The organism is Acinetobacter bohemicus ANC 3994 (assembly GCF_000367925.1).
In the GTDB taxonomy this organism is placed as follows: domain Bacteria; phylum Pseudomonadota; class Gammaproteobacteria; order Pseudomonadales; family Moraxellaceae; genus Acinetobacter; species Acinetobacter bohemicus.
Window position 1 is genome coordinate 764,556 of sequence record NZ_KB849176.1, and the last position, 23,788, is coordinate 788,343.

A 23,788-nucleotide genomic window follows, 5' to 3' on the forward strand; every position below is an offset into this window, starting at 1 on the left:
ATCCTGTAAAGGTTTAAGAAGGATATTAAAATGAATAAAATATTAATGAGTCTACTTGTTACTGGGTTGGTAAGTACTTCAGTTGTTCATGCTGCCGGTTATGGTGTGGTTGATTTAGAAAAAGTGGTTGAAAATAGCACTTATTTAAAGCAACAAAATGCTTCTTTACAGCAGATGGTGAATCCGCAAACGACAAAACTTGAGCAATTGGGTAAAGAGTTGGAGGGCATTCAACAACGTGCTCAACAAAACCCAAATTTATCTGAAGCTGAAAAGCAAAAGATGATGACTCAGTACCAAACAAAACTGAAAGAGTTTAATTCAATTCAACAGGGCGTGCAGACGACGGTTCAGTCTGCAATTCAGGTGATGAATAAAACTTTGGATGGTCGAGTGAAACAAGTTGCTGAGCAATTGCGTAAAGAAAATAACTTAGATGTTGTTTTAAATAAAAATTCAGCACTTGCCTATGACGCTAAATATGATTTAACTGATAAAATGATCCAAAAGGTCAATGTTATTAAGTAATCAATGAATCCTAGACAATTGCGCTTAGAAGATCTGGCTCGCCTTGTACAAGGCGAGTGTATCGGTCAATTTGATTTAATATTAGAAGGGCTGGCCAGCTTAGATGCTGCTCAAGCAAAACATATTGCATTTGTAAATGCAGATAAATACTTAGATCACGCACGCGCTTCAAAAGCGGGTGCATTAATTGTTACGTCGGCTTTAAAAGCGCAGTTAGATCACTGTGATAACTTTATTGTAGTTGCTAATCCGTATCTCGCTTTTGCTATTTTGACCCATGTGTTTGAGAAAAAACATACTCAGCAGGGTATTGAAAGCACAGCGCAAATTCATCCATCTGCCATAATTGCTGATAGTGCCTACATAGGACATTATGTGGTGATTGGCGAACATTGTGTCATTGGTGATGAAACGGTTATTCAATCACATGTCAAAATTGATGATGATGTCGAAATTGGTAAACAATGTTTTATTGATTCGCACGTGACTGTCACTGGCGAAACTAAAATAGGCAATCGGGTTCGTATTCATGCCAATAGTGTGATTGGGGGTGAAGGTTTTGGCTTTGCACCTTATCAAGGTAAGTGGCATCGGATTGCACAATTAGGCTCGGTCAAAATTGGTCATGATGTCAGAATTGGATCAAATTGTAGTATTGATCGTGGTGCATTAGACGACACAATTTTGGAAGATGGTGTCATTATTGATAACCTTGTGCAAATTGCGCATAATGTGAAGATTGGTGCAAATACAGCCCTTGCCGCAAAATGTGGCGTTGCAGGCAGTAGCACAATTGGCAAAAACTGTGTGCTTGCTGGTGGGGTGGGTGTTGTAGGTCACATCAATATTGCGGATAATGTGACAATTACAGGTATGTCAATGGTCACAAAAAGTATTTCTGAATCGGGTAGCTATTCTTCTGGTACGCCAATGTTAGAAAGCTTACATTGGAAACGTGCTGCTGTACGCTTTAAACAATTAGCAGATGTGCCATTGACCCAATTGCTAAAACGGCTTGATCATATACAGACTCAAATCGAGTCCCTTGAATCAACTTTTAAGCGTAAATAGAATATGATGACTGAGTCGAATACTGCTGCATTTACGAAGCCTGAATTGCCAATGCACATTCAACAAATTCGTGAATATTTACCTCACCGCTATCCATTTTTATTGGTCGATCGTGTTGTTGATGTGACTGATAATGCTATTGTGGGTTATAAGAACGTTTCAATTAACGAAGAGTTTTTACAGGGACATTTCCCCGGCTATCCAATTATGCCCGGTGTATTGATTGTTGAGGCATTAGCTCAAGTCTCTGGTATACTTGGTTTTATTATGAATAATGAAAAACCAAGTGAAGGCTCTTTGTTTCTTTTTGCTGGCGCAGAAAAGGTTCGCTTTAAGAAACAAGTTGTTGCGGGTGATCAACTGGTTTTAAAATCTGAATTGGTGATGCACAAACGTGGTATTTACAAATATAATTGTATAGCCACAGTCGATGGTATTGTAGCAACTACTGCGGAAATTATGGTTTCGCATCAAAAAATAGAGCAGGCATGAGTAATAACGATTTAATTCACCCAACAGCTATTATTGACTCATCAGCAGTCATTGCTTCAGATGTGCAAATTGGTCCCTATTGTATTATTGGGCCACAGGTCACTATTGCTGAGGGCACCAAGCTACATTCGCATGTGGTTATCGGTGGCTTTACTCGGATTGGGAAAAATAATGAAATATTCCAATTTGCGAGTGTGGGTGAAGTTTGTCAGGATTTGAAATATGCTGGCGAAGAAACTTGGCTTGAAATTGGCGATCACAATTCAATTCGTGAACATTGCAGTTTGCATCGTGGTACGGTTCAAGATCAAAGTTTGACTAAAATCGGTAGTTATAACTTGCTGATGGTAAATACCCATATTGCCCATGACTGTGTAATTGGTGATCATAATATTTTTGCCAATAATGCGGGTATTGCTGGTCATGTACATATTGGTGACTATGTGGTGGTTGGCGGAAATTCAGGTATTCACCAATTCTGTAAAATTGATTCTTACAGTATGATTGGTGGTGCTTCGTTAATTTTAAAAGATGTGCCTGCTTATGTGATGGTCTCGGGTAACCCAGCACATGCCTTCGCAATGAATGTAGAAGGTATGCGTCGTAAAGGTTGGTCTAAGAACGTTATTCAGGCATTACGCCAAGCATTTAAACTGATTTATAAAGATGGTTTAACCACTGAGCAAGCGATTCAGCAGATTCGCACGGAAATATTACCTGAAGTTCCTGAAGTACAATTACTGATTGATTCTTTAGAGCAGTCTAAGCGTGGCATTGTTCGTTAATTCAATCTTGCGTTGCACAAAAAAGACACCTTATTGGGTGTCTTTTTTTTTGATCTTATTTTTTAAAATAACCTGCTTCTTCTGATTTTGGATAATTTTTAACAAGTTTGCTTTTGAGTTGGTTGGCCAGTGTTGTATTGCGATCTACATCTTTGGCAATATTGTGAAGTTGATAGAGTGCTCGTGCCGCTTTTGCTGAATTAGGATATTGATTGACGACAATATTGTAATTCTTTTTCGCTTCAGTGTAATTGGTCGGTTCAATGGCTAAATTAAATTCAGCGAGCCAAAAATAAGCATTACTAATATAGACACTGTTGGGATTGTTTTTGATAAAGTTTTGCATTGGTGCAATTGCTTTTTTAGCACCGCCTTGTTTGTAGGCATCTAAAGCCACAGTATATGCAGCTTTATCTAAATCAGCAGTAGATTGGGGTTGCGTATTCACAACAGCTGCTTGCGTGTTTGTTGTGGCTGCTATTGGGGCTGGCGTGTTGGAGGTGCTGGGAGGAGTATCCTGTTGGTTATCCTCCGCTGAAGTCGCACTTTCTGGATCAATTTTTTGCTGTAATAGTTCGAGTCGCTGATCTAAGTCTGTGTAGCGATTGGTTAATTCATGTTTAAGTTGTTCAATTTCATTGCCTTGTTCTTCAATTTTGCCACGTAGTGTACGAATATCATTTTCTAGTTGTTGATTTTTTTGCATGATTTGCCAATTCAAATTGGTTGGCACATTTGCTGTGGTTGCACCTAAATTAATGGCAACATTATCTGCGCTAGTCTCGCTGCTATTCTGACTTAATCCACGGGATTCAATTGGAATATTGGCATAAAGTGAGGCTGAGCTAAATAAGACCAGTGCACATAAAGCATGCTGTTTGAGCATCATAAAAATATCCATTTCGTATTCTTGGGTACATTCTAAATTGCTGACTTTAGAGCGTCCCTATTTAAAAGACCTGACGACATTAAAAACGTCCATGCTATGAAATGCAATATACATTTACAATCTTGTCGTAGTTTTAAAGTAAGTGATTGCATTGCTAAAAAATAGACAAAAATACTGTTTTGAATCAAGATTGTTTTTTTAATAATCAAATGAAAGCAATACGTTGATAAAAGTCGTTTGAACGCTTGCAAGTTAAATAAAAATCTCTATACTCTGTTCTTGCAATGGTAGCCCCGCTGGTGGCTTCGCAATTGTACTCTGTGAACCCCGCCAGGACCGGAAGGTAGCAACGGTAACAGAACTATGATGTGCCGAAGTTTTGCTAGTGGGGTTGCCACCAGTTTATATAATAATAAATTTAATCCCTTCTCTTAGAAATCATTTTCTTTTCTCGTAATTGCTTTAATAATCGCATCCATTTCAAAACCTCGATACATTAAAAAGCGAATTTGTTTTGCTTTGAGTTTTGCTTCTTTTTCTACAGTTAAACCAAATTTTTTTACTTTTAGTTGATACGCTTGTTCATTCCAATCCGTTTCCTTTAATTCTTCCTGAATTAAACTGCTGTCAATTTTTTTTGATTTTAAAGCCAGCTTAATGCGATTAGGCCCTTTGCCTTTGCGTTTTTGACTCGACAGCATCATTTCGGCAACACGCTGGTCACTTTGATAGTTTTGTGTTGCCAACTCATCGACCAGCTTTAAAACTTCATCTCGATCCATCGCATATAAGGCAAGTTTCTCAATCAGTTCTGCTTTTGAGTATTCCCGACGTGTCAGCACAGCAAAGGCATAGGAGCGCAAACGCGAGCCTGTAAGGCCTTGTGCTTTAGGAAGTTGCTCATCGTCAAAGTTCAATGCTTCTAAGGATTCAGATGGAGTGGTAGGAGAGTCTGGCTCTACCGAGGAATCATCAAATTGCTGCTTGAGTGCGTCATAATCAAGCATTGTTGGAAATTTTGAATTGCTCATAGTGTATCGATCACATCAAATAAAAAACGCCCCGTAGGGCGTTTTACAGTTTAAGACTTATATAGCTTGAAAACAAATTTCTGTTTTAAGCATCTAGAAAGTCTGGTTCTACTTCATCTTTTTCTTCAATAGGCATGGTCGTTGGTGTCAACAATTTTTCACGAATCAGGCGATCAAGCTCTTGTGCAATTTGAGGATTTTCCTCTAAATGACGGATCACGTTGTTTTTACCTTGCCCAATTTTATTGCCTTGATATGAATACCAAGCACCTGCTTTTTGTACCAGTTCTTGCGCAACAGCAAGGTCAACCAGTTCACCCAGTTGATTCACGCCTTTGCCATATAAAATTTGGAATAACGCTTCCTTAAAAGGAGGTGCCATTTTATTTTTTACGACTTTAACGCGGGTTTCTGAACCGACAATTTCATCGCCTTCTTTCACTTGACCAATACGACGGATATCCAAACGTACAGAAGCGTAGAATTTGAGTGCATTACCACCCGTTGTGGTCTCAGGGCTACCAAACATGACACCAATCTTCATACGGATTTGGTTAATGAAGATCACCATACAGTTTGAGCGTTTTGCATTACCGGTAATTTTACGTAATGCTTGACTCATCAAACGTGCTTGTAAGCCCATATGTGAGTCGCCCATTTCACCTTCAATTTCAGCGCGAGGTGTCAGTGCGGCCACGGAATCGACAACGATCATGTCAATAGCACCAGAGCGGACTAACATGTCTGCAATTTCAAGGGCTTGTTCACCGTGGTCTGGTTGAGAAACCAAAAGGTTATCCAAGTCGACACCAAGCTTACGTGCATACTGAGGATCGAGTGCATGTTCTGCATCAATAAAGGCACAAGTACCACCGGCTTTTTGACATTGTGCAATGGCTTGCAATGTCATTGTGGTTTTACCAGAAGATTCAGGACCGTAAATTTCAACGATACGACCTTTTGGTAAGCCACCAATACCAAGTGCAATGTCTAGTGTTAAAGAACCTGTAGAGACCGCTTCAACGGCCAATACGGTATTATCACCAAGACGCATTACGGTATTTTTACCAAATTGTTTTTCAATTTGGCTTAGGGCAGCATTAAGCGCCTTACTTTTATTATCATCCATCTCACAACCTCAAAACGATGTCACAAAAATATTAACTTAAGTGGATGAGTTACTTTTAAACGTGTTCCACTCAAGTATAGTGACAGATTGATTCTTTATGTTCTATATCAATTCAGTCTAGTGCGACAGAATATGACGCTTAAATTAATCATCATTATAAGACCAGCTTTGGTCAGACTGCTGATTATTGTCTTGTTTAAATTTACTGATTTGTCGTCGATCTTTTTTACTAGGTCGATGTTCAGGTCGGGCTAGATTATGCAACTTTCTTTGTGTTGCAAGCAACTCTCGTCGTGCAATACTGACGTCAGTTTCTGCATAAAGTTGTTGCGCAATCGGTGCTGCACCGCGTATAGCCGACAATGCTTTGATCACAATCGTTTTTCGGTCGAAACCTTGTTGAATGGTCAGTTCCATGCCAACACGAATTTCTTTCGATACTTTCACCCGTTCACTATTATGATGAACCTTACCACCTTCAATGGCAGCCTTCGAGATTGAGCGTGTTTTAAAAAAACGTGCAGCCCAAAGCCATTTATCAACACGCATACTTTCAACGTTGTTTTGTTGAGAGAGATTAGGCATATTTTTTCAGATCCTCAGCTTGTTCCAATATTGCAATGAAGTCAGTTAAATGATTTAAAATCGGATAAGGGCTTTCAGATCTTATCTGTCCTTTAGATGAGGGCTGAGCAATGGTAATCAAATGCTGAAGACCAAATTTTTCTGCGCCATTGAGGACTTTTTCTGTGTCATCAATAAAATAGGCTTGATTGATTTGGAAGGGATGTAATGCATGTAACTGTTGCCAAAATTCAGGATATTCTTTGGCATAGCCGATACTTTCACTACTGATAATCACATCAAAATAATGCGCTATTTGGGTTTGTTCAAGTTTAAACTTTAAACCCTCACAATCGGCATTGGTTGCAATCCAGCAGGAATAACCATTTGATTTTAAATAATCGAGCAATTCCAAACAGCCGGCACGTAAAGCAACGTTATGTTTAAATTCTTGTTGCAATGCAAGCGTATCGACGCCTACTTTTGAGCTCCAAAAACGAGTCGAATACCAATTTAGGGTATGATTATGTTCTTGATAAAACTGAAATAGGGCTTGGGTGCTTTGTTCCAGTGTGCAACCATGTGTGGCAGCATATCGAAGTGGAAGTTGATGATTCCAAATGAAATCATCATAAGCAAGATCAAGGAGCGTACCGTCCATATCAAAGATAATGGTCGGTTTTTCTGAGTAATTCGACATATAAAGGTAATCTATGTTTAAAACAACAACAGCACCACAAGATGCTTTGATTTTACAGTTGGTTCCCATTGTGACACAGGCATGTGAAATTTTGCGAGCAGAATATCAAGCATATTGTGCAGGTGTCGCCTTTGATGTTGAGAGAAAAAGTGACAATTCACCTGTAACCCAAGCGGATTATCGGGTGAATGAATTTATCACCACAGCATTGCAGAAAAATTTCTCAGATATCCCCGTATTGTCAGAAGAAGGGGATAATACAGAACGTAAGCAATGGCAAAGTTTTTGGTTGCTTGATCCTTTAGATGGGACGAAAGAATTTCTACATAAACGACCTGAATTTACAATTAACTTAAGTTTGGTGGAAGGGGCATATACCACTTTTGCTATATTGGCCATTCCAGGTGAGCAAACGATTTATATCTGCCCAAAACAAGGTTTGCCTTTAAAATTTGAGATTCAAACGGGTCTATGGCAGGAATATGTGCAAGATCAGCCATCGACAGAAATTCGAATTGGCTTAAGTCAAAGTAGTCAAGATAAACCTAAATATGCTGAATACTTAGCAATATTAAAACGAAAGGTGAGTATTGCTGAGTTTAAAGCAGGAAGTGCTTACAAATTTTGCATGATCCTTGAGGGTAAAGTCGATATTTACCCCCGCTTTCATCCCACCAGTGAATGGGATACCAGTGCAGGTCAATGTTTGGTTGAGCGTATAGGGGGGGGAGTGGTTGATTTAAAAGGACGCCCTTTTTTATATAATCAACGGGAGAGCTTGTTAAATGGGGGCTTTATTGCATTTCGGAATATGGATATGAAAGAATTGGCATTTCAAGCCCTAGAACTTATGGCAAACAGACCTTGAGCTGATGGTTTAACATGCTATAGTGTGCCGAACCATGTTTATTTTGGCTGGATCATGGCGTTAGAGCTGCTCCCGATAAGTATGTTGAAGGCAATTGATTTATTGCCCGATGCAAAAACACCTGTCACTTTATTTACTCGTCATTCTATTCGTGAAGTAGTGGCTGGGCAGGGTTTGGCTGGCTATGATTTACAGTTAACCTCGCAAGGTCGTGATTTGGCGCAGGCGTGGGGAACCTATTTAATTGATCATACAGACCGAAGTATTCAGCACTGTATTTCAAGTCCGATACAACGCTGTGTCGATACCGCTGCTTTAATGATTCAAGGTGCTGATTCTAGTACGCTGGCGCAAAATACCCATTGTATTGAGATTGTCGAGCAAGGTTTGCTGGTCGAACCGGGAAGTTTCGTACTGGATATTAAGCAGGCTGGTCCTTATTTTCAAAAACAAGGTGCACTGGGCTTTATTAATAGTTTTGTGAAAAATGCGTTGCCGGGCATGAAACATCCAATTTCTGGTGTTGTGGATGTATTAGAACTGATTTATAACACGCACCCACAAGATAATTTTGGTTTAAGTCTGGCGGTGAGTCACGATACCATTTTAGCCGCCATTATTGCAGTGATTTCTGGGCGTAATACCGTGAGTCAGGAAGATTGGCCTAGAATGATGGAAGGTCTGTTTGTCTGGTTTGAAGGTGATGAGTTCTTAGAGTCGAAACTAAAATGGATTTGGCGTGGTGAATTGAATGAGTTGTCAATACGTGAGTTTCAAAAATTAGAAAAATAAAATAGATGTGAATAAAAAGAAAAAATGAATTGACCTAAAAAATCACCAAGCAAGTTTTTAAGAAATTATAACTGTCTTTTATTTTTCTCAATTGTAAGTATTTGGTCTATAGCAATAATAACTAAATTGAAATGAGTGTTATATACACCGACATTTTAAAAAAATTCATCCATAAATTCACCTATTTCATGTAAATAAATGTTCTAACACACACTCATTTTTTTGAAAAAACCAAACAGAACGCAAGGAAATACAAAGATTTAGCGCGGTCTTTTGCATATTTTCTAATGGCTGTTCCTGTTAGTTTAATATATTATTTGTTTTTGTAAGGTATTGATTAATATAATTTTAATATGCTCACATAATTTTTCTTTTTGGAGAGGTCGTGGTGCTATTGGGGTGGGAATGTGATGCAACTACAGTTTAAATATTTAACTGTGTGTACTTTATCTATAATGCTTATGGCATGTGGTGGGGGTGGTGGTAGTTATGAAGGAGGAGCTTCAAATACAGTTCAGGAAGTTGATAATTCATGTGAAAATTATAAATTACAACTACCTGTTACTCATGATTATGTCGAACCATCTAATGATGTTGTTGATGCAAGTGTTCTTGGTTTTAATGATTGTGAATCAAATGGTCAGCTACGTTTAATTCGTAATGATTTGTCAGGTAATTTCAATGCAATGATTCAGTTTGCACAGAGTCATGTTGTTGATCCAAAAGGTAATGAAGCGAAAAATATGCCTCGCTTAACCAGTGAAAAGGAAGCTCTTTTACTGGTGACTCCAACTGAGGATATGAGTAAGGTGGCTCAGTTGACTGCTGAAATCTATCAGGATAATCGATTGCTTAGAACAGTCAACTTGAATGATCCTTTACAAATTGCATTGTCAGATCAGTCCAATGCTGATGACCGACCACGAGTACAATTTTCAAAACGTGCTTGGTCAGCAGCATTAACATGGAATGAGGTTCGTCCGGGTTTATCTATTCGTATTGTTGATCCTGTAAACAAAAAAAATGGTGATTTACGCTCAGAAGACATTGATTTTGCAGCACCGGGAGAGTTGGTTGTTCAAAGTATTCGATTGGGTTTGTTGACAGATCCACCTAAGTCAACGGGTCATTACATGTTGCTTGAACCTGAGAAAGCAGGCACGGATTATTTTCAGACCATTCCAGCAGCACGCATGATTGTCAGTAAATATGAAGATATGAAGCTTGATAAAGTAATGGTGGCAAGTGGTGTCATTTATGATTCAGTAAGTTTAGACAATGGTGGTGTATATGGTGGTGACATGCGTGAAAATACAGCTAAATCCACCTTTAGTACGGGCATTAACCTTGCAAACTGGGGTGTAACCAGTTCATCTATGCAGAGTCAGGAACAACCACAAGTAACCCAAAGTGTTGTTATTCATCATGCCCGTGGTAAATACATTAATGAAGAGATCAATGATAAAGGTGAGTCCAATAAAGGTGAGTATGTTCATGGGTTAAGTGGAGGTAATGGTATTCTGACTTTATATGATTCAGTTGGAAATGAGTTTAGTCATGAGATTGGCCATCATTATGGTTTAGGGCACTATCCAGGTTCGGTTAAGATCAGTGATACCATAACCAATTATTTCTGGGCCGCACATCATGCTGATAGTGGTTGGGGCTATATTGCCTTTAGAAATAAAATGCGCGGAAATTTAAATTGGAGAACGACCAATTTGGGTGATGGTACAAATGGTGTGCCAAACTTCCTCGGTAAATATGCATATGGTTGGGATGCCATGTCGGGTGGTGCGACAGCCAGCTCGATTTCACGTTATACCCACTATACTGGATACAGTACACAACAAAAAATTCAGCCTGCGTTTGATTGTGATGTTTGGGCCGAAGACTCTGCCACGGGTTATAAAAAGTGGAATAAAACAACGCGAATGATGGAAGTGTCGCAGCCTAAAGTACCTACGAAATCGAATAATGTTTGGTATAACAGTGCGAATGGAAATTATTTAAAGCCGCGTTTATTTAGTGTACCTGTATATACCATTGTGGGTGGATATGATCCCGTTAATCAGTCGGGTTTAATTTATCCTGCGGCACGTGGGAACTGGGGGAATGTGTTTGATTTGCCGCAAGCCAATACGAGCGGTACAGCTGCGAGTTGTTGGTTAAAGGTGCAGTCTGCCAGTGGTGTGCAAAATATTGCACTAGCATCACAGCGAATGAATCCTAACCTTGATCCTAAAAATTTGGCTGTAGTGAATAAGTTTCATATTAATTTAGCACAAAGTGAGCAACCTCAAGCGGTTGATTTATATTGTCAAAAAGCCAATGAGCAAGCAGTTAAACTTTCAAGTATGACAATTCCTGTCAGTACTGATGTTATGCCACCGTATGTGAGTATTGGTCAGGAAGATGGTTATTCCGCTTTAAAACGTGTTGAAATGCCAGAGTTGGAACAAGCCTTGTTGCAAAATAAGGGTAAGGAAATCGTTAATCTATCGCCGACATTTAGACTGCTCTATGATTCTTATCGTCGCTTTAAAGATGAGTTTTCTCCAGATGCTCAAACTGAAATGGTACGTTATACCCAGCAACAAATTAAAATTTACCGTTTGAATCGTTGGGTCAATGTTTATTATAACGACCTTAGTAATGGTAATACTGAAGCATTAGAAGCATTTCATAAATTTGTTGATAGTCTTGGCTTGAAGAATGATATTCCATTTGCCAATGCAAGCATGTTGGTCATGCCAAAATGGGCAATAGCTGTCTTAAAGTAGAAAAGCTTGATACAGGAGTATTGAATGTTTATATGAGTGGGAAAAATGGTTGTACGGGTGAAGCATCGACGTTATGGGTTCATGATGCAATTGGTAAAATTCACAGTCAACAATATCCAAACTTATGTTTAACCAATGCTAGAACACTTTCTGTATGTAGTAATGATGTACAGAGTCAAGTGTGGGAAGCCGCTGTAAATGGTGATACACAACAACTGCGTCAAGGGAAGAGCTGTTTAGACTTGAGTGGTGGTGGTACACCAAGTGCTGATGGGCGCGGTGAAATTATTATGTATGGTTGTGGTGGCGGTAATAACCAGAAATGGAGTCTTATGCCACAAAGTCACAGTCTAATTTTAGCGATGTCGAATAGTAAAAATTTACCCTTGGTATCGAAAATTTTAGCAAAATAATTACACTGTAAAGTGTTAAGTAAATAAAATAAGCCCTATATAGGGCTTATTTTTATGATATGAAAATGAATAGACACAAAAAAAGCCCTAAAAAGGGCTTCTTTCACATGCATAAATTAGTTAGCTAAAGCTTTAATTTGTGCATTTAAACGGCTCTTATGACGAGCAGCTTTGTTTTTATGGATGATGCCTTTATCAGCCATACGGTCAATTACTGGTACAGCAGTTTTGTATGCTGCTGCAGCAGTAGCATAGTCACCAGCAGCAATAGCAGCTACTGTACGTTTTAAATAAGTACGAACCATTGAACGTAAGCTAGCGTTGTGTTTGCGTGCTTTAACGTTTTGACGGGCACGTTTTTTAGCTTGAGCAGAGTTTGCCACTCGTGCACTCCTTGAAATAGATTGGTCTGGGCGGGCTGAAATTGCAACTGAAAACCTTCATCAGAAGAATTATCACCAGCCCGTAAACAAGTGCCATATTGTGATTAAACTATGACGTTAAGTCAAGTCTTGACTTGCTTTGACAACATTTTAGATGCATAAAAATTCCAAAGAAACCGTTAGATTAGTAATAACCTCTAGAGATTGTTTAAAAAATGACTAAATCAATTAAAAGTGCAATTGTGATTGGAGCAACAGGTTTAGTGGGGCGTGAACTGCTAAAACAACTTAATCAGATTGAGAGTTGTGAGAAAATCACAGCCGTTGTTCGGCATGAAGATATAGAGCTTAAATCTTTAGAAAAAGTACAACAATTTATTTTAGATGATTTTCTGTTGTTGAATGATGAAGATGTGAATGGTTATAGCCATGCATTTAGTTGTTTGGGCACAACGCTGAAAAAAGCAGGGTCTAAGCAAAAATTTTATAACGTTGATTATGAAATGAATGCACATTTTGCCGATTTATTTGAATCAACAGATACCCATTACTTACTGATTAGTGCGATGGGTGCCAATGTGCAGTCAAAATTTTTCTATAACAAAGTGAAAGGTGAACTAGAAAATCATATTCAAAGTTTAAATCTTAACTGTGTATCAATCTTACGTCCGTCATTATTATTAGGTGAACGCCAAGAACAACGAACTTTGGAGGATGCGACTCAAAAGCTATATCGAAAATTTTCGCATTTGGTTCCGAATACATTCAAATATAAGCCAGTGACAGCAGAGCAAGTGGCTCATACTATGGTCGATGCAGCGCGAACTCAAACAGATAAGTTTGAAATTTATGATAATTTACGCATACAAACGTGCAAATAAGGGAGATAAAAAGTGTCTAATGTAGCATTCGTAACTTGCGATTTATTGGATGATCATCCAGAGAAAGATCTTCAAGTGGTTACACCATCGATGGATGGTAAATTCTTTAAAAGTTATGGGGCGCGTAAAAATTTTGGCGGTCAGGTGGTGACGGTAAAATGCTTTGAAGACAATTCACGTGTTAAAGAATTATTGGCAACGGATGGTACAAATAAAGTGCTTGTCGTTGATGGTGGTGCTTCAATGCGCTGTGCTTTAATGGGCGATATGATTGCAGAGTCAGCAGTGAAAAATCACTGGAATGGTGTGGTAATTTATGGCTGTGTACGCGATGTTGATGCAATTGCTGAATTAGATTTAGGTGTGCATGCATTGGCTGCAATTCCTCAAAAAAGTCAGCGTAAAGGCATTGGCGAAGTCGATTTAACTTTGTATTTTGGTGGTGTGACCATCAATTCTGGCGATTATATTTATGCCGATAACAATGGAATCGTGATTGCAAAAGAAAAATTAGTCGATTTATAACGAAAATTCAATAAGGATAAAAATGGTGAATCATCAACTTAAAGTAGTACAAGCTTTAGCTTCAACATTGACCGCAGGTGGGCGTGGCGTGAGTGGCACAGCTTTTCCCAAGCAGCCTGAAAAATCACTCAAACTTTATGAGTTTGAAGGTTCACCATTTTGTCGTCGTGTACGGGAAGTATTGACCTTATTAAATTTAGATTACGAAGTCTATCCATGTCCAAAAGGCGGGGCAAAATATCGTAAAATTGTAAAAGAAAAAGGTGGGAAATTACGCTTTCCATTTTTAATGGATGAAAATACGGGAGTCGAGATGTATGAGTCGAAAGACATTATCGATTATCTATTTAAGCATTACGGTAAAAGCGGTAAGACGCCAAAGAAATATTCAGACTATCCTCAATATCCTGTCGTTGCCTTTGCGGGGACTTTGATTAATGGTGCACGTGGGGTTTGGATTAATCAAAAAATTATTGATCGGGAAGCACCTGAGCAACTGCTAGAATTATGGGGTTTTGAAGCGAGTCCATTTACCCGAATTGTGCGTGGTGTATTAACTGAACTGGAATTACCTTTTAAGTTTCATAATGTGCCTAAAGAGCGCTGGCAAGATATGGGGCCAGCAGTATTACGTTTAAAACCGGGGAAATATCAACCATTAAAAGGCGGTAAGCGTGAGAAAGTGATTGAAATTATGGGGCGCGATATTCAAGTTCCATATTTGGTTGACCGTAATACGGATGTGAAGATGTTTGAGTCAGCAGAGATTGTCAAATATTTGAAAAAACAATATGGCTAAACGCTGAAGTTGGAATAAAGAAACAGCGCATTTCGTTGTTTCTTTACAGCGCTATTGATCTATGGATACTTGGATTAGATTCCAAGCACTTTTTATTTTATCGTGCCAAATTGAAATGATAGCGCTGAGAAAGACTAAAATATAATTTTAATGATCAGTAAAAAATCAACAAACTCCTTGGTTTTAGGGATATTCTTTTCATTGTGTTTGTCGTTATATTGAACAGTCATAAAAGGGGATAGTTTGTGTCAGGATTAGAAACGATTTTACCCGTACCCGTTTTAATTGTTGAGGATGAAAGTCTCATTCAAGAACGATTAAGAAATATATTGGCAGAATTGGGTTATGACAATGATGGACTCATTTTTGCTAAGAATCTGAAAGAAGCATTTTTACACATCGAACAGCAGCATATTTCCTTGGCATTGGTTGATTTAGGGCTTCCTGATGGAAATGGGATCGAACTAATTGAAAAGCTGCGTGCGCAAGATAGTAGCGCCCTCATTTTGGTAATTTCAGCATGGAGTACCCAAGAGAGTTTATTTTCAGCAATCAAAGCGGGTGCGACAGGTTATGTCTTGAAAGAACGTGATGATGCTGAAGTTTTGTTATCTATTCGGAGTATTTTGCGTGGTGGCGCACCGATAGATCCTTTTATTGCACAAGAAATTTTAAAGCAGATTTCAGCTTCAGTCATTATAGGGTCAAAGGATAATAAAACTTTAGATTCTGACGTGGCGCATTTAACCAATCGTGAGACAGAAATCCTCGACTTGGTGGCTCAGGGGATGAGTAATAAAGAAATAGCAGAACAGTTATTTGTTTCTAAATATACTGTTGAAAGTCACATTAAACATATTTATCGAAAACTATCGGTCACGAAAAGAACAAAGGCTGTAAGTACTGCGAGATCCTTAGGGATTTTATGAACCATTCCATTTTGCATTTCTTGGCTATTTTTTTACTCTGTTTCGTCAGCAGAATCAGTTATGCAGAAATAGAACAAAGTATTAATAGCCAATGCTCAGTGCATATAACGTCTATCTCTGCCGTGAAAACACCATCAAAAACGGTTTTACCTCAGCATGGATGGCAGCCAGTACAATTACCGGATAATTGGACGAAGCATTGGCAAGATTATAGCGGAAGTGCTTGGTATAAAATTCAGTGGAAATTATTATGCCAAGAGAATACGAGGCTTGCGGAACCCATCGCATTTGCAGTTGATTATATTAATTCTGCGGGTGCTATTTTTTTAAATGGTGATTTACTTTGGCAAGACCAAAACCTGCAAGAACCGTTGTCAAAAAGTTGGAACATGCCACGTTATTGGCTCTTACCTGCATCAGGATTAAGGTCCGATCAAAATGAAATTTTAATTTATGTAAATGGGTTCGCTTTTCAATCTGCAGGGTTGGGCGAAATTTCCTTTAATAATGTACAAAAAAATTATCAGCTGCATCAAACAAAAATATGGAATTCTAGAACTTTATTTGAAATTAATATTATTTTATCTATCACTTTTGGCATTATCTGTTTTGTTATTTGGTTATTAAGACCCAAGGAAACAACCTTTGGCTGGTTCGCATTAAGTTCATTGTTGTGGGTGTTGTTTATTTCTAATGTGCTTATTACAGAAACATGGCCTTATTCAAGCAGCTTAATGGCAACCCAAGCCAATTTAGTTTTTTTTATTCTGTATATCTTGAGTTTTTGTATTTATTTACTCAGATTTATCCAAACACATTTCGTTAAAATGGAAAGAGCGATTGCTCTGATGAGCGTGTTTATCATCATCGGTATCTTTCTGACGCCACAACATGCTGTTCGTTTTATTTTCCCACTGATATTTTTAAGCTATGTCAGTTTGTTTTTTCTCACTTATCTGTATTTAAGCTATCAAGCGGTTAAATTGAGAAGCATGGAGTATATTTTTTTAGCGATTAGCCTAACAGGAATCGTTATTTTTGCTGTACTGGATATTATAGTATTATCATCGGAATCCATGTCCAACACCCAATCTTTATTGCCGTATAGTGCCCCGATTATTACTTTCTTTGTGGTGATGATATTGGGGTTGAGGTTGGTTCGCAATATAAAAAAAGTAGAAGCATTTAATGCGGAATTAGAAGTTAAGGTTAAGCAAGTGGGCGATGACTTAAGTTCAAGTTTAAATGAAAAACATCAATTAGAAATTGAAAATGTGAGGTTACAAGAAAGAATACGCTTATCCCATGATTTACATGATGGCTTAGGTTCTTCATTGGTTCGTTCTATGATTTTAGTCGATCAAAGTACACACAATATTCCAAATAAGCAGTTTTTATCGATGCTTAAATTACTCAGAGATGATTTAAGACAAATTATTGATAGTGGATCATCTGTAGATAATAAGATTCCAGTCAGTCCCATTATGTGGGTTGCTCCAGTGCGGCACCGTTTTAGTCAGCTGATGGATGAACTCGAGATTTCATCTAAATGGACCTTTCCTCGTGAGTGGCAAGCGGTTCCTACGGCTTTGCAATGTCTAACCTTAATTCGTGTGTTAGAGGAAAGTTTAACCAATATTATTAAACACAGTCAGGCAAAAAATGTAACAGTATCGATGGTTTATTTATTTGAAAATGAATTAAGTTTGATTGTGCAAGATGATGGTGTGGGTTTTGATACCAATTGTGTGGAGCAGCAAGGGCTAAGTGTTGGTATGCGCAGTATGAAAATGCGTTTAGAGCGAATCAATGCCGAGCTTAAATTGTCGTCTGTTGCGGGCTGTACGAGAATACAAGCGATTATTAAAATAAAGTAAGTGTTTGTTTTATAATTGATTTACTTGTTGATTTCTATGCAATCAGGGTTAAGTACGAATTTTTTCTTCTAGAAGACAAGGGGGAAGTCATCTAATGTGAACTTCCCCCTTATTATTGGATTATTCTGAATCTGCCGCAGGCAATAACATCAGAATTGACTCATTTAACAAGTTTACGATGTCTTCCAGCATATCTGGATCATCAAGTTTTTCGTCAAGTAATACCGGATTACCATCAGCAATTTGTTTTAGAATGGGTGCAAATGCATCTGAAATACAAATACCTTCACCATTGGCCCAGAACAGCAATTCATCTTCGTCTTCGGTATAGAGTAGACGCGATGCTGGCTCAAGGATAAGTGAATAGCCTAAATCAAGCGCTTCCTCTAAATCACCCGTACCAATTGCTTCAGCATCTGGAATATTTTCAGGATATTTAGGTTCCGACATTAGGCTCATAAGCGCATCTTCAAGCACGGTTGGATTTTGCAATTGTGCTAAAAGTTTTGTTTTTAAATACTCGAGTTCAGCCTGACTGATTTGACCAATCGGGCTGATTTTGTCACGAATAATGTCGGTCAGTGGGTTTTTAAGCAATTGATCGTCAGCAAATTTATCACTCACACGATCCATCATTTCCGCCACATTCGGCATACGGAAGCCAAATGAGTAGGTCAGGCATTCATCTTCAGCAACGCCATAGTGCGATAGACCCGGCGGGACATACAGTAAGTCACCTGGTGCCAGGACTTCATCAAAATTAACATCCATCTCTGGCAGTAATTTTAACGGTTGACCTGCAACAAATTCGCTTTCTGCATCACACATTTGCCCCAACTGCCAGCGACGGTGACCATAACCCTGAACTAAAAACACATCGTAAAAATCGAAATGTTGACCGACTGAACCGCCTTTTTGAGCATATGACACCATAATGTCATCACGGCGCCATTGTGGAATAAAAGGGAATTTTTTCCACAATTCGGCCAAATCAAAAGAGTAATGATCAACAGCTTGAACCAGTAATGTCCAAAGTTTCGGCATCTTTTGGAAATCGGCTTTTATTAAAGGCGATGATTTCACTGACCATTGGTTTGGATCTTTATCTTTTTGTTTGATTAAACGCGCAGTGATATTTTCATCTAGTGCAAGTTCCATCACATCATTCGGTTCTAACAGATTCGCAATTTCTGGAAGTGCATTACGTACCAGTAATGGTTTTTTTTGCCAATATTCGGCAAGGAATTGTTCAGCGGTGATTCCGCCTAATATATCTAAAGGTTGAGACATAAATACAGCCTAAAATTAAGGAACTAAAATATTCAACTGACGCAGGATATGACACAGCTGAATCATCGGCATGCCCATGAGAGTGGTTTGATCTTGCCCACTCATTTGCTCAAATAAGCTGATACCTAAGCTTTCACATTTGAAACTTCCTGCACACATGAGCGGTTGTTCAACTTCGATATAGCGTTCAATTTCAGCCAGTCCGAGTTTACGGAATTTAACTTTGTAGTGTTCAACCAGTGTTTGCTCAAAGCCTGTAGCCAGTTGTTGTACACTTAATGCTGTACTGAAATACACGATTTTATCGGAGTTGGCTTGCAGTTGTTTGACTGCCTTTTCAACAGTCAAAGGTTTTCCAATAAAAATATCGGGTGCACCTTCACGCCATGCCACTTGATCTGATCCAATCACAATGGCTTCAGGATGCTGCTCTGAAATCACTTTGGCTTTCTCAAAAGCCAGTCGTTTGGCTAAATGGTCAGCATGATCTTCACCGCGCGGAGATTCATCAATATCGGGCACGATGCTTTGATAGTCGATGCGAAGACGATTCATTAAGTCTTTACGGGTTTGACTGCTGGAAGCCAAAATAATTTGAGATGTATTCATTACACTGCATATTCCATAAGAACATCAAGCGGAACATAAGAGAGCACTGCTTGATGGCAAGCTTGAATTTTAATAGGGGGAGCAATACCAGCTTGGTAAGCATCTACCCAACGGGTCACACAAATACACCAAAAATCACCCGGCTCTAAACCCGGGAAATCGACTTCTGGTAACGGTGTGATCAAGTCATTACCTACTTTTTGCGAAAAGTTAAGAAACTCAGCGGTCATTTGTGCACACATTGTATGCTGACCTAGATCTGTTGTCGCTGTATGACAAAAACCGTTACGAAAATATCCCGTAATAGGAGAGTAGCAACAACTTGCCAATGGTTCGCCTAAAACATTTAAGCGATTGATATTTGGATCTGGGTGAATAGACATGTGTTCCGAATCATGATGTGGCTTTTGACTATCATAATCAAAAGTTTGCCTTTCGACAGCTTTTATGCAAAAGAAGCTAACCTTTTTCTGCATAATCATTTAAAATCGGGCGATTTTTATATCTATCAAGAGAGCTATACATGAATTTTCAGCGTATGACTGACCTCGATTTAACAGGTAAACGCGTTCTTATCCGTGAAGATTTAAACGTACCTGTCAAAAATGGTGAGATTACAAGTGATGCACGTTTACGCGCTGCACTTCCTACTATTCAAGCAGCGATTGAAAAAGGCGCTGCGGTAATGGTTTGTTCTCACCTTGGTCGTCCCGTTGAAGGTGAAGCTAAACCAGAACAGTCTTTAGCCCCAGTTGCTGCTTATTTGACTCAAGCTTTGGGTCAAGACGTTCAATTATTGAAAGATTATTTAACGGGTGTTGAGGTTGCAGCGGGTCAAGTTGTATTGCTTGAGAATGTGCGTTTCAATCATGGTGAAAAGAAAAACAACCCTGAACTTGCAGAAAAATATGCAGCACTTTGTGACGTGTTTGTCATGGACGCTTTTGGTACAGCACATCGTGCAGAAGCTTCGACTGAAGGTGTAGCTCGTTTAGCACCAGTTGCAGCAGCAGGACCTTTACTTGCTGCTGAATTAGATGCACTTGGTCGTGCGCTTAAAACGCCTGAATCGCCAATGGTTGCCATTGTTGCCGGTTCTAAAGTTTCAACTAAGCTTGATGTGCTGACTTCACTTTCTACAATTTGTGACCAAATTATTGTTGGTGGTGGTATTGCCAATACTTTCCTTGCTGCGGCAGGTTACAACGTAGGTAAATCACTGTGTGAAACAGATTTGATTGACACAGCTAAAGCGATTGCGGCAAAAGTTTCAGTACCATTACCAACTGATGTTGTGGTTGCTGATGCAGCGGAAATCGACTTTGCTGATTTCTTGGGTTCATTGGCAAAAGCAACAGCCGTGGTTAAGAACGTTGCCGATGTGACTGACAACGATATGATTTTAGACGTTGGTCCAGAAACGGCAAAAGCATTTGCTGAAATTATTAAAACCTCAAAAACAATTCTTTGGAATGGCCCAGTTGGCGTATTTGAAGTTGATCAATTCGGTGAAGGGACGAAAGCATTATCTTTAGCCATTGCTGAATCAGCAGGTTTCTCTATCGCGGGTGGTGGTGATACTTTAGCTGCGATCGACAAATATGCCGTGGCGGATAGAATTGGTTATATCTCTACAGGCGGTGGTGCTTTCCTTGAATTTGTCGAAGGTAAAACACTTCCAGCCGTTGCAGTATTGCTTGAACGTGCCTAATTGACAGCAATGTCATGATGACTGTTTGATGAAAAGGTTGATCTCATGATCAGCCTTTTTTGTTTTTGATTCATTTTTTCGTCATTAAAATGAAATATAACTGCAATAAAATCATGTTCATTAAATCTCCTGCGGTAGGAAAATCGGATGAACTTAAAACTAACACTTGCAGCATTACTGATTGCTCCTTTAGCTTTAACGGCTTGTGCGAAGAAAGATGAAGCACCTAAAAATGAGACAGCTGAAACTGTAGCAGTAGAAGAAAAAGTCACACCAGAACAGCAAGCAGTGATTGATTCAATTGATCAACCTGTTTTGGATGAAAAAAATACAGATATACCGGCGGCAGTCTCGAATGTCGATGCAGATGCAGCGACACCTGCGGTTGAAGAAGCGGCTTCGAACGCAACAACGCATTAAGTTTTTCATTTTTTATTTAAAAGTCCCTGCAAATGCAGGGACTTTTTTTGAAATAGTGTTTTTTCTTGCTGAATTGAAAGCAATCAGCATGTAGAATATGGGGCATTACCTGGGAGGACATTATGGCTCTTATTTCATTGCGCCAGCTCTTGGATCACGCCGGTGAACACAACTACGGCGTACCAGCATTTAACGTAAACAATTTAGAACAAATGCGTGCAATTATGTTAGCCGCAGATGAAACGAATTCACCTGTTATTGTTCAAGCATCTGCGGGTGCTCGTAAATATGCAGGCGCTCCGTTCTTACGTCATTTAATTTTGGCTGCAATTGAAGAATGGCCACATATTCCAGTGGTTATGCATCAAGACCATGGTACAGATCCTGATGTATGTCAGCGTTCTATCCAATTGGGCTTTTCATCAGTAATGATGGATGGTTCACTCGGTGCAGATGGTAAAACACCAACTTCATACGAATATAACGTAGATGTTACTCGTCGTACTGTTGCGATGGCACATGCATGTGGCGTTTCAGTTGAAGGTGAGATTGGCTGTTTAGGTAGCCTTGAAACTGGTATGGCTGGTGAAGAAGATGGCGTAGGCGCTGAAGGCGTACTTGACCATTCACAACTGTTAACTTCAGTTGAAGAAGCAACTCAATTTGTTGCGGATACCAATGTAGATGCTTTGGCAATTGCAGTGGGTACTTCACACGGTGCGTACAAATTTACACGTCCACCTACAGGTGATATTTTAGCCATTGACCGCATTAAAGAAATTCATGCGGCATTGCCAAATACACATCTTGTGATGCACGGTTCAAGCTCTGTGCCACAAGAATGGTTGGCTGTGATCAATGAATTTGGCGGCGACATCAAAGAGACTTATGGTGTTCCTGTTGAACAATTGGTTGAAGCAATCAAACACGGTGTGCGTAAAATTAATATCGACACTGACTTACGTTTGGCTTCTACGGGTGCAATGCGCCGTATGATGGCTGAAAAACCAAGCGAATTTGATCCACGTAAATTCTTCGCTGCAACTGTTGATGCAATGAAACAAATTTGTGTAGATCGTTATACATCATTTGGTACTGCGGGTCATGCAGACAAGATTCGTCCAATTTCTTTAGAGAAAATGGTCAATCGTTATAAATAATCGCTAAAGATTATCTATAATCAAAAGCCCACATCTATTGTGGGCTTTTTTGTATTTAACCCTAAACCATTATAAATAAGGAAAATAAGGCAAAAGATGGAACTTATATTGGCCGCAGCATGCTGTAGCGTAATTGTCTCAATTCTTTTAAAGCTCGCTAAAGCGCAAGGTTTTGATGTATTACAAATGATTGTATGGAACTACGCTTCTGCAAGTGTGCTGTGTTTCCTCTGGTTTAAGCCAGATTTACAGCATATTTCAATCATCAATACGCCGTGGTGGTTAATTATTGCTTTGGGTATTTTACTGCCGAGTGTTTTTTTATGTTTAGCGAAGTCTTTGCAATATGCTGGTATTGTGAAAACTGAAATTGCCCAGCGTTTGTCCGTGGTATTGTCCTTATTGGCGGCATTTTTTATTTTTCAGGAACAGTTCAATACGCTCAAAATAATCGGTATTGTTTTAGGTGTGTTCGCTGTATTAAGTCTTTTATTTTCTCATCAACAAGATAAAACAGGGCAGTCATCGACAAAGCAAGCCATGCTGTATCTGGCATTGGTTTGGTTTGGCTATGCCTTAATTGATGTGTTGTTAAAGTATACGACTGGATTGGGGCTTCAGTTTGCTGTTGCACTGAATTTAATGTTTATTTGTGCCTTTATATTGTCATTGGCTTATATTGCTATGACCACCAAAACCGTTGGTAATAGAAAAAATATACTGGCTGGAATGGGATTGGGTTTGTTGAATTTTGCCAATATTGCACTTTACGTTAAAGCACATATGCTGTTGAAAGACACACCTGCAATTGTCTTTGCAGGCATGAATATTCTTGTGGTTGTATTTGGTGCATTAAGTGGCTTAATCATCTTTAAAGAAAAATTAACACCAATAACTGCTCTAGGTTTAACGTTGGGCTTAGCCAGTGTTATTTGTTTAGCTTATGCGCTATCTGTTTGAATAGATTTTTTGCAAAAGTACTTGGGTATTTAATAAAATCTGTGATCTCGGCTGTGCCTAGAAGTAAGCCAGCCTTGTTGCAATCAGGGCAGTCAGGATAAAAAGCAAAAGCATCTATTCGATATGGATGCATATAAATTTTATTACAGTTTGTACATTCGAATTTTATTGGCATTTTAGAGGCAACTGGCATAAAGAT

The 23,788-nt window shown here is 38.9% G+C and carries 24 protein-coding genes, 1 other RNA gene and 1 pseudogene; 17 read left to right on the forward strand and 9 right to left on the reverse strand.

What is annotated here, in order from left to right; genetic code table 11:
• Window positions 1-30 precede the first annotated feature (30 nt).
• The 4 genes from F994_RS16330 to lpxA are packed head-to-tail and all read left to right on the forward strand — an operon-like array spanning window position 31 to window position 2,876.
• Window positions 31-528 carry an OmpH/Skp family outer membrane protein gene (locus F994_RS16330; RefSeq protein ID WP_004651732.1) on the forward strand — a complete coding sequence of 166 codons (498 nt, stop codon included), beginning with the start codon at window positions 31-33 and terminating at the stop codon, window positions 526-528.
• 3 nt (window positions 529-531) lie between these two features.
• Window positions 532-1,599, forward strand: a complete 1,068-nt coding sequence (lpxD, locus tag F994_RS16335) for a UDP-3-O-(3-hydroxymyristoyl)glucosamine N-acyltransferase (RefSeq protein ID WP_004651733.1) — start codon at window positions 532-534, stop codon at window positions 1,597-1,599.
• A gap of 6 nt (window positions 1,600-1,605) precedes the next feature.
• Complete coding sequence (fabZ, locus tag F994_RS16340; RefSeq protein ID WP_099049331.1) at window positions 1,606-2,091, forward strand: 3-hydroxyacyl-ACP dehydratase FabZ; 486 nt, start codon at window positions 1,606-1,608, stop codon at window positions 2,089-2,091.
• Complete coding sequence (gene lpxA, locus F994_RS16345; RefSeq protein WP_004651735.1) at window positions 2,088-2,876, forward strand: acyl-ACP--UDP-N-acetylglucosamine O-acyltransferase; 789 nt, start codon at window positions 2,088-2,090, stop codon at window positions 2,874-2,876. Before fabZ ends, lpxA begins: the two co-directional genes overlap by 4 nt.
• Window positions 2,877-2,931: 55 nt before the next feature.
• On the opposite strand, the gene F994_RS16350 is transcribed toward lpxA, so the two are convergent.
• Complete coding sequence (locus F994_RS16350) at window positions 2,932-3,765, reverse strand: YbgF trimerization domain-containing protein (protein WP_004651736.1); 834 nt, start codon at window positions 3,763-3,765, stop codon at window positions 2,932-2,934.
• Between the two features lie 294 nt (window positions 3,766-4,059).
• Between F994_RS16350 and ffs the strand changes: the two genes are divergently transcribed.
• Window positions 4,060-4,156: signal recognition particle sRNA small type (gene ffs, locus F994_RS17315), an RNA gene on the forward strand.
• A 40-nt stretch (window positions 4,157-4,196) separates the two neighbouring features.
• Here ffs and F994_RS16355 read toward each other — a convergent pair.
• From F994_RS16355 to F994_RS16370, 4 genes are all read right to left on the reverse strand, one after another.
• On the reverse strand, window positions 4,197-4,796 hold the full coding sequence (locus F994_RS16355) for a regulatory protein RecX (RefSeq protein ID WP_034697316.1): 600 nt from the start codon (window positions 4,794-4,796) through the stop codon (window positions 4,197-4,199).
• Window positions 4,797-4,881: 85 nt separating this feature from the next.
• Complete coding sequence (gene recA / locus F994_RS16360; protein ID WP_004651738.1) at window positions 4,882-5,925, reverse strand: recombinase RecA; 1,044 nt, start codon at window positions 5,923-5,925, stop codon at window positions 4,882-4,884.
• 144 nt (window positions 5,926-6,069) lie between these two features.
• On the reverse strand, window positions 6,070-6,510 hold the full coding sequence (locus F994_RS16365) for an RNA-binding S4 domain-containing protein (RefSeq protein WP_004651740.1): 441 nt from the start codon (window positions 6,508-6,510) through the stop codon (window positions 6,070-6,072).
• Window positions 6,503-7,189 (reverse strand): HAD-IA family hydrolase, encoded by a 687-nt coding sequence (locus F994_RS16370; RefSeq protein WP_004651741.1) that lies wholly within the window; start codon window positions 7,187-7,189, stop codon window positions 6,503-6,505. Before F994_RS16370 ends, F994_RS16365 begins: the two co-directional genes overlap by 8 nt.
• Window positions 7,190-7,202: 13 nt before the next feature.
• Here F994_RS16370 and F994_RS16375 point away from each other — a divergent pair, with 13 nt between their 5' ends.
• From F994_RS16375 to F994_RS16385, 3 genes and pseudogenes are all read left to right on the forward strand, one after another.
• Window positions 7,203-8,057: a 3'(2'),5'-bisphosphate nucleotidase CysQ family protein gene (locus F994_RS16375; protein WP_004651742.1), complete on the forward strand. Its 855-nt coding sequence runs from the start codon at window positions 7,203-7,205 to the stop codon at window positions 8,055-8,057.
• Between the two features lie 54 nt (window positions 8,058-8,111).
• Window positions 8,112-8,849, forward strand: coding sequence for a histidine phosphatase family protein (locus F994_RS16380; protein WP_004651743.1), 738 nt, complete (start codon window positions 8,112-8,114; stop codon window positions 8,847-8,849).
• 410 nt (window positions 8,850-9,259) lie between these two features.
• Window positions 9,260-12,045: pseudogene (locus tag F994_RS16385) on the forward strand (M66 family metalloprotease).
• Window positions 12,046-12,161: 116 nt separating this feature from the next.
• Here F994_RS16385 and rpsT read toward each other — a convergent pair.
• Window positions 12,162-12,428 (reverse strand): 30S ribosomal protein S20, encoded by a 267-nt coding sequence (gene rpsT / locus F994_RS16390; RefSeq protein WP_004651746.1) that lies wholly within the window; start codon window positions 12,426-12,428, stop codon window positions 12,162-12,164.
• A 215-nt stretch (window positions 12,429-12,643) separates the two neighbouring features.
• Between rpsT and F994_RS16395 the strand changes: the two genes are divergently transcribed.
• The 5 genes from F994_RS16395 to F994_RS16415 all read left to right on the forward strand — a co-directional run bounded on the left by F994_RS16395 (window position 12,644) and on the right by F994_RS16415 (window position 17,439).
• On the forward strand, window positions 12,644-13,309 hold the full coding sequence (locus F994_RS16395; RefSeq protein WP_004651747.1) for an NAD(P)H-binding protein: 666 nt from the start codon (window positions 12,644-12,646) through the stop codon (window positions 13,307-13,309).
• 12 nt (window positions 13,310-13,321) lie between these two features.
• A complete protein-coding gene (gene rraA, locus F994_RS16400) occupies window positions 13,322-13,834 on the forward strand; it encodes a ribonuclease E activity regulator RraA (protein WP_004651748.1) in 513 nt (170 codons plus the stop codon).
• 22 nt (window positions 13,835-13,856) lie between these two features.
• A complete protein-coding gene (locus F994_RS16405) occupies window positions 13,857-14,633 on the forward strand; it encodes a glutathione S-transferase N-terminal domain-containing protein (RefSeq protein ID WP_004651749.1) in 777 nt (258 codons plus the stop codon).
• Window positions 14,634-14,878: 245 nt separating this feature from the next.
• Window positions 14,879-15,562: a response regulator gene (locus F994_RS16410; RefSeq protein WP_004651750.1), complete on the forward strand. Its 684-nt coding sequence runs from the start codon at window positions 14,879-14,881 to the stop codon at window positions 15,560-15,562.
• Window positions 15,559-17,439 carry a sensor histidine kinase gene (locus tag F994_RS16415; protein ID WP_004651751.1) on the forward strand — a complete coding sequence of 627 codons (1,881 nt, stop codon included), beginning with the start codon at window positions 15,559-15,561 and terminating at the stop codon, window positions 17,437-17,439. Before F994_RS16410 ends, F994_RS16415 begins: the two co-directional genes overlap by 4 nt.
• 120 nt (window positions 17,440-17,559) lie before the next feature.
• Here the strand turns inward: F994_RS16415 and F994_RS16420 are convergent, their stop codons facing one another.
• Genes F994_RS16420 through F994_RS16430 form a run of 3 tightly spaced genes read right to left on the reverse strand, consistent with a single transcriptional unit; the run spans window position 17,560 to window position 19,721 of the window.
• On the reverse strand, window positions 17,560-18,729 hold the full coding sequence (locus F994_RS16420; protein ID WP_004651752.1) for a ribosomal protein uL16 3-hydroxylase: 1,170 nt from the start codon (window positions 18,727-18,729) through the stop codon (window positions 17,560-17,562).
• 15 nt (window positions 18,730-18,744) lie between these two features.
• A complete protein-coding gene (locus F994_RS16425; protein WP_004651753.1) occupies window positions 18,745-19,338 on the reverse strand; it encodes a Maf family protein in 594 nt (197 codons plus the stop codon).
• Window positions 19,338-19,721, reverse strand: coding sequence for a DUF2237 family protein (locus F994_RS16430; protein WP_034697413.1), 384 nt, complete (start codon window positions 19,719-19,721; stop codon window positions 19,338-19,340). Before F994_RS16430 ends, F994_RS16425 begins: the two co-directional genes overlap by 1 nt.
• Window positions 19,722-19,861: 140 nt before the next feature.
• Between F994_RS16430 and F994_RS16435 the strand changes: the two genes are divergently transcribed.
• The 4 genes from F994_RS16435 to F994_RS16450 all read left to right on the forward strand — a co-directional run bounded on the left by F994_RS16435 (window position 19,862) and on the right by F994_RS16450 (window position 23,589).
• The gene (locus F994_RS16435; RefSeq protein ID WP_004651756.1) at window positions 19,862-21,049 is read left to right on the forward strand and encodes a phosphoglycerate kinase; all 1,188 of its coding nucleotides are present in this window, start codon (window positions 19,862-19,864) and stop codon (window positions 21,047-21,049) included.
• A 147-nt stretch (window positions 21,050-21,196) separates the two neighbouring features.
• Window positions 21,197-21,469, forward strand: a complete 273-nt coding sequence (locus F994_RS16440) for a hypothetical protein (protein WP_004651757.1) — start codon at window positions 21,197-21,199, stop codon at window positions 21,467-21,469.
• Window positions 21,470-21,591: 122 nt separating this feature from the next.
• Complete coding sequence (fba, locus tag F994_RS16445) at window positions 21,592-22,629, forward strand: class II fructose-bisphosphate aldolase (RefSeq protein WP_004651758.1); 1,038 nt, start codon at window positions 21,592-21,594, stop codon at window positions 22,627-22,629.
• Between the two features lie 96 nt (window positions 22,630-22,725).
• Complete coding sequence (locus F994_RS16450) at window positions 22,726-23,589, forward strand: DMT family transporter (protein ID WP_004651759.1); 864 nt, start codon at window positions 22,726-22,728, stop codon at window positions 23,587-23,589.
• The last annotated feature ends 199 nt before the right edge of the window (window positions 23,590-23,788 follow it).

What these genes read in the sequence shown, in the direction of transcription:
- F994_RS16330 (WP_004651732.1), top strand. Translation starts at nt 31, where the DNA reads ATGAATAAAATATTAATGAGTCTACTTGTTACTGGGTTGGTAAGTACT.
- lpxD (WP_004651733.1), top strand. Translation starts at nt 532, where the DNA reads ATGAATCCTAGACAATTGCGCTTAGAAGATCTGGCTCGCCTTGTACAA.
- fabZ (WP_099049331.1), top strand. Translation starts at nt 1,606, where the DNA reads ATGACTGAGTCGAATACTGCTGCATTTACGAAGCCTGAATTGCCAATG.
- lpxA (WP_004651735.1), top strand. Translation starts at nt 2,088, where the DNA reads ATGAGTAATAACGATTTAATTCACCCAACAGCTATTATTGACTCATCA.
- F994_RS16350 (WP_004651736.1), bottom strand. Translation starts at nt 3,765, where the DNA reads ATGATGCTCAAACAGCATGCTTTATGTGCACTGGTCTTATTTAGCTCA.
- F994_RS16355 (WP_034697316.1), bottom strand. Translation starts at nt 4,796, where the DNA reads ATGAGCAATTCAAAATTTCCAACAATGCTTGATTATGACGCACTCAAG.
- recA (WP_004651738.1), bottom strand. Translation starts at nt 5,925, where the DNA reads ATGGATGATAATAAAAGTAAGGCGCTTAATGCTGCCCTAAGCCAAATT.
- F994_RS16365 (WP_004651740.1), bottom strand. Translation starts at nt 6,510, where the DNA reads ATGCCTAATCTCTCTCAACAAAACAACGTTGAAAGTATGCGTGTTGAT.
- F994_RS16370 (WP_004651741.1), bottom strand. Translation starts at nt 7,189, where the DNA reads ATGTCGAATTACTCAGAAAAACCGACCATTATCTTTGATATGGACGGT.
- F994_RS16375 (WP_004651742.1), top strand. Translation starts at nt 7,203, where the DNA reads ATGTTTAAAACAACAACAGCACCACAAGATGCTTTGATTTTACAGTTG.
- F994_RS16380 (WP_004651743.1), top strand. Translation starts at nt 8,112, where the DNA reads ATGGCGTTAGAGCTGCTCCCGATAAGTATGTTGAAGGCAATTGATTTA.
- F994_RS16395 (WP_004651747.1), top strand. Translation starts at nt 12,644, where the DNA reads ATGACTAAATCAATTAAAAGTGCAATTGTGATTGGAGCAACAGGTTTA.
- F994_RS16405 (WP_004651749.1), top strand. Translation starts at nt 13,857, where the DNA reads ATGGTGAATCATCAACTTAAAGTAGTACAAGCTTTAGCTTCAACATTG.
- F994_RS16415 (WP_004651751.1), top strand. Translation starts at nt 15,559, where the DNA reads ATGAACCATTCCATTTTGCATTTCTTGGCTATTTTTTTACTCTGTTTC.
- F994_RS16420 (WP_004651752.1), bottom strand. Translation starts at nt 18,729, where the DNA reads ATGTCTCAACCTTTAGATATATTAGGCGGAATCACCGCTGAACAATTC.
- F994_RS16425 (WP_004651753.1), bottom strand. Translation starts at nt 19,338, where the DNA reads ATGAATACATCTCAAATTATTTTGGCTTCCAGCAGTCAAACCCGTAAA.
- F994_RS16430 (WP_034697413.1), bottom strand. Translation starts at nt 19,721, where the DNA reads ATGTCTATTCACCCAGATCCAAATATCAATCGCTTAAATGTTTTAGGC.
- F994_RS16435 (WP_004651756.1), top strand. Translation starts at nt 19,862, where the DNA reads ATGAATTTTCAGCGTATGACTGACCTCGATTTAACAGGTAAACGCGTT.
- F994_RS16440 (WP_004651757.1), top strand. Translation starts at nt 21,197, where the DNA reads ATGAACTTAAAACTAACACTTGCAGCATTACTGATTGCTCCTTTAGCT.
- fba (WP_004651758.1), top strand. Translation starts at nt 21,592, where the DNA reads ATGGCTCTTATTTCATTGCGCCAGCTCTTGGATCACGCCGGTGAACAC.
- F994_RS16450 (WP_004651759.1), top strand. Translation starts at nt 22,726, where the DNA reads ATGGAACTTATATTGGCCGCAGCATGCTGTAGCGTAATTGTCTCAATT.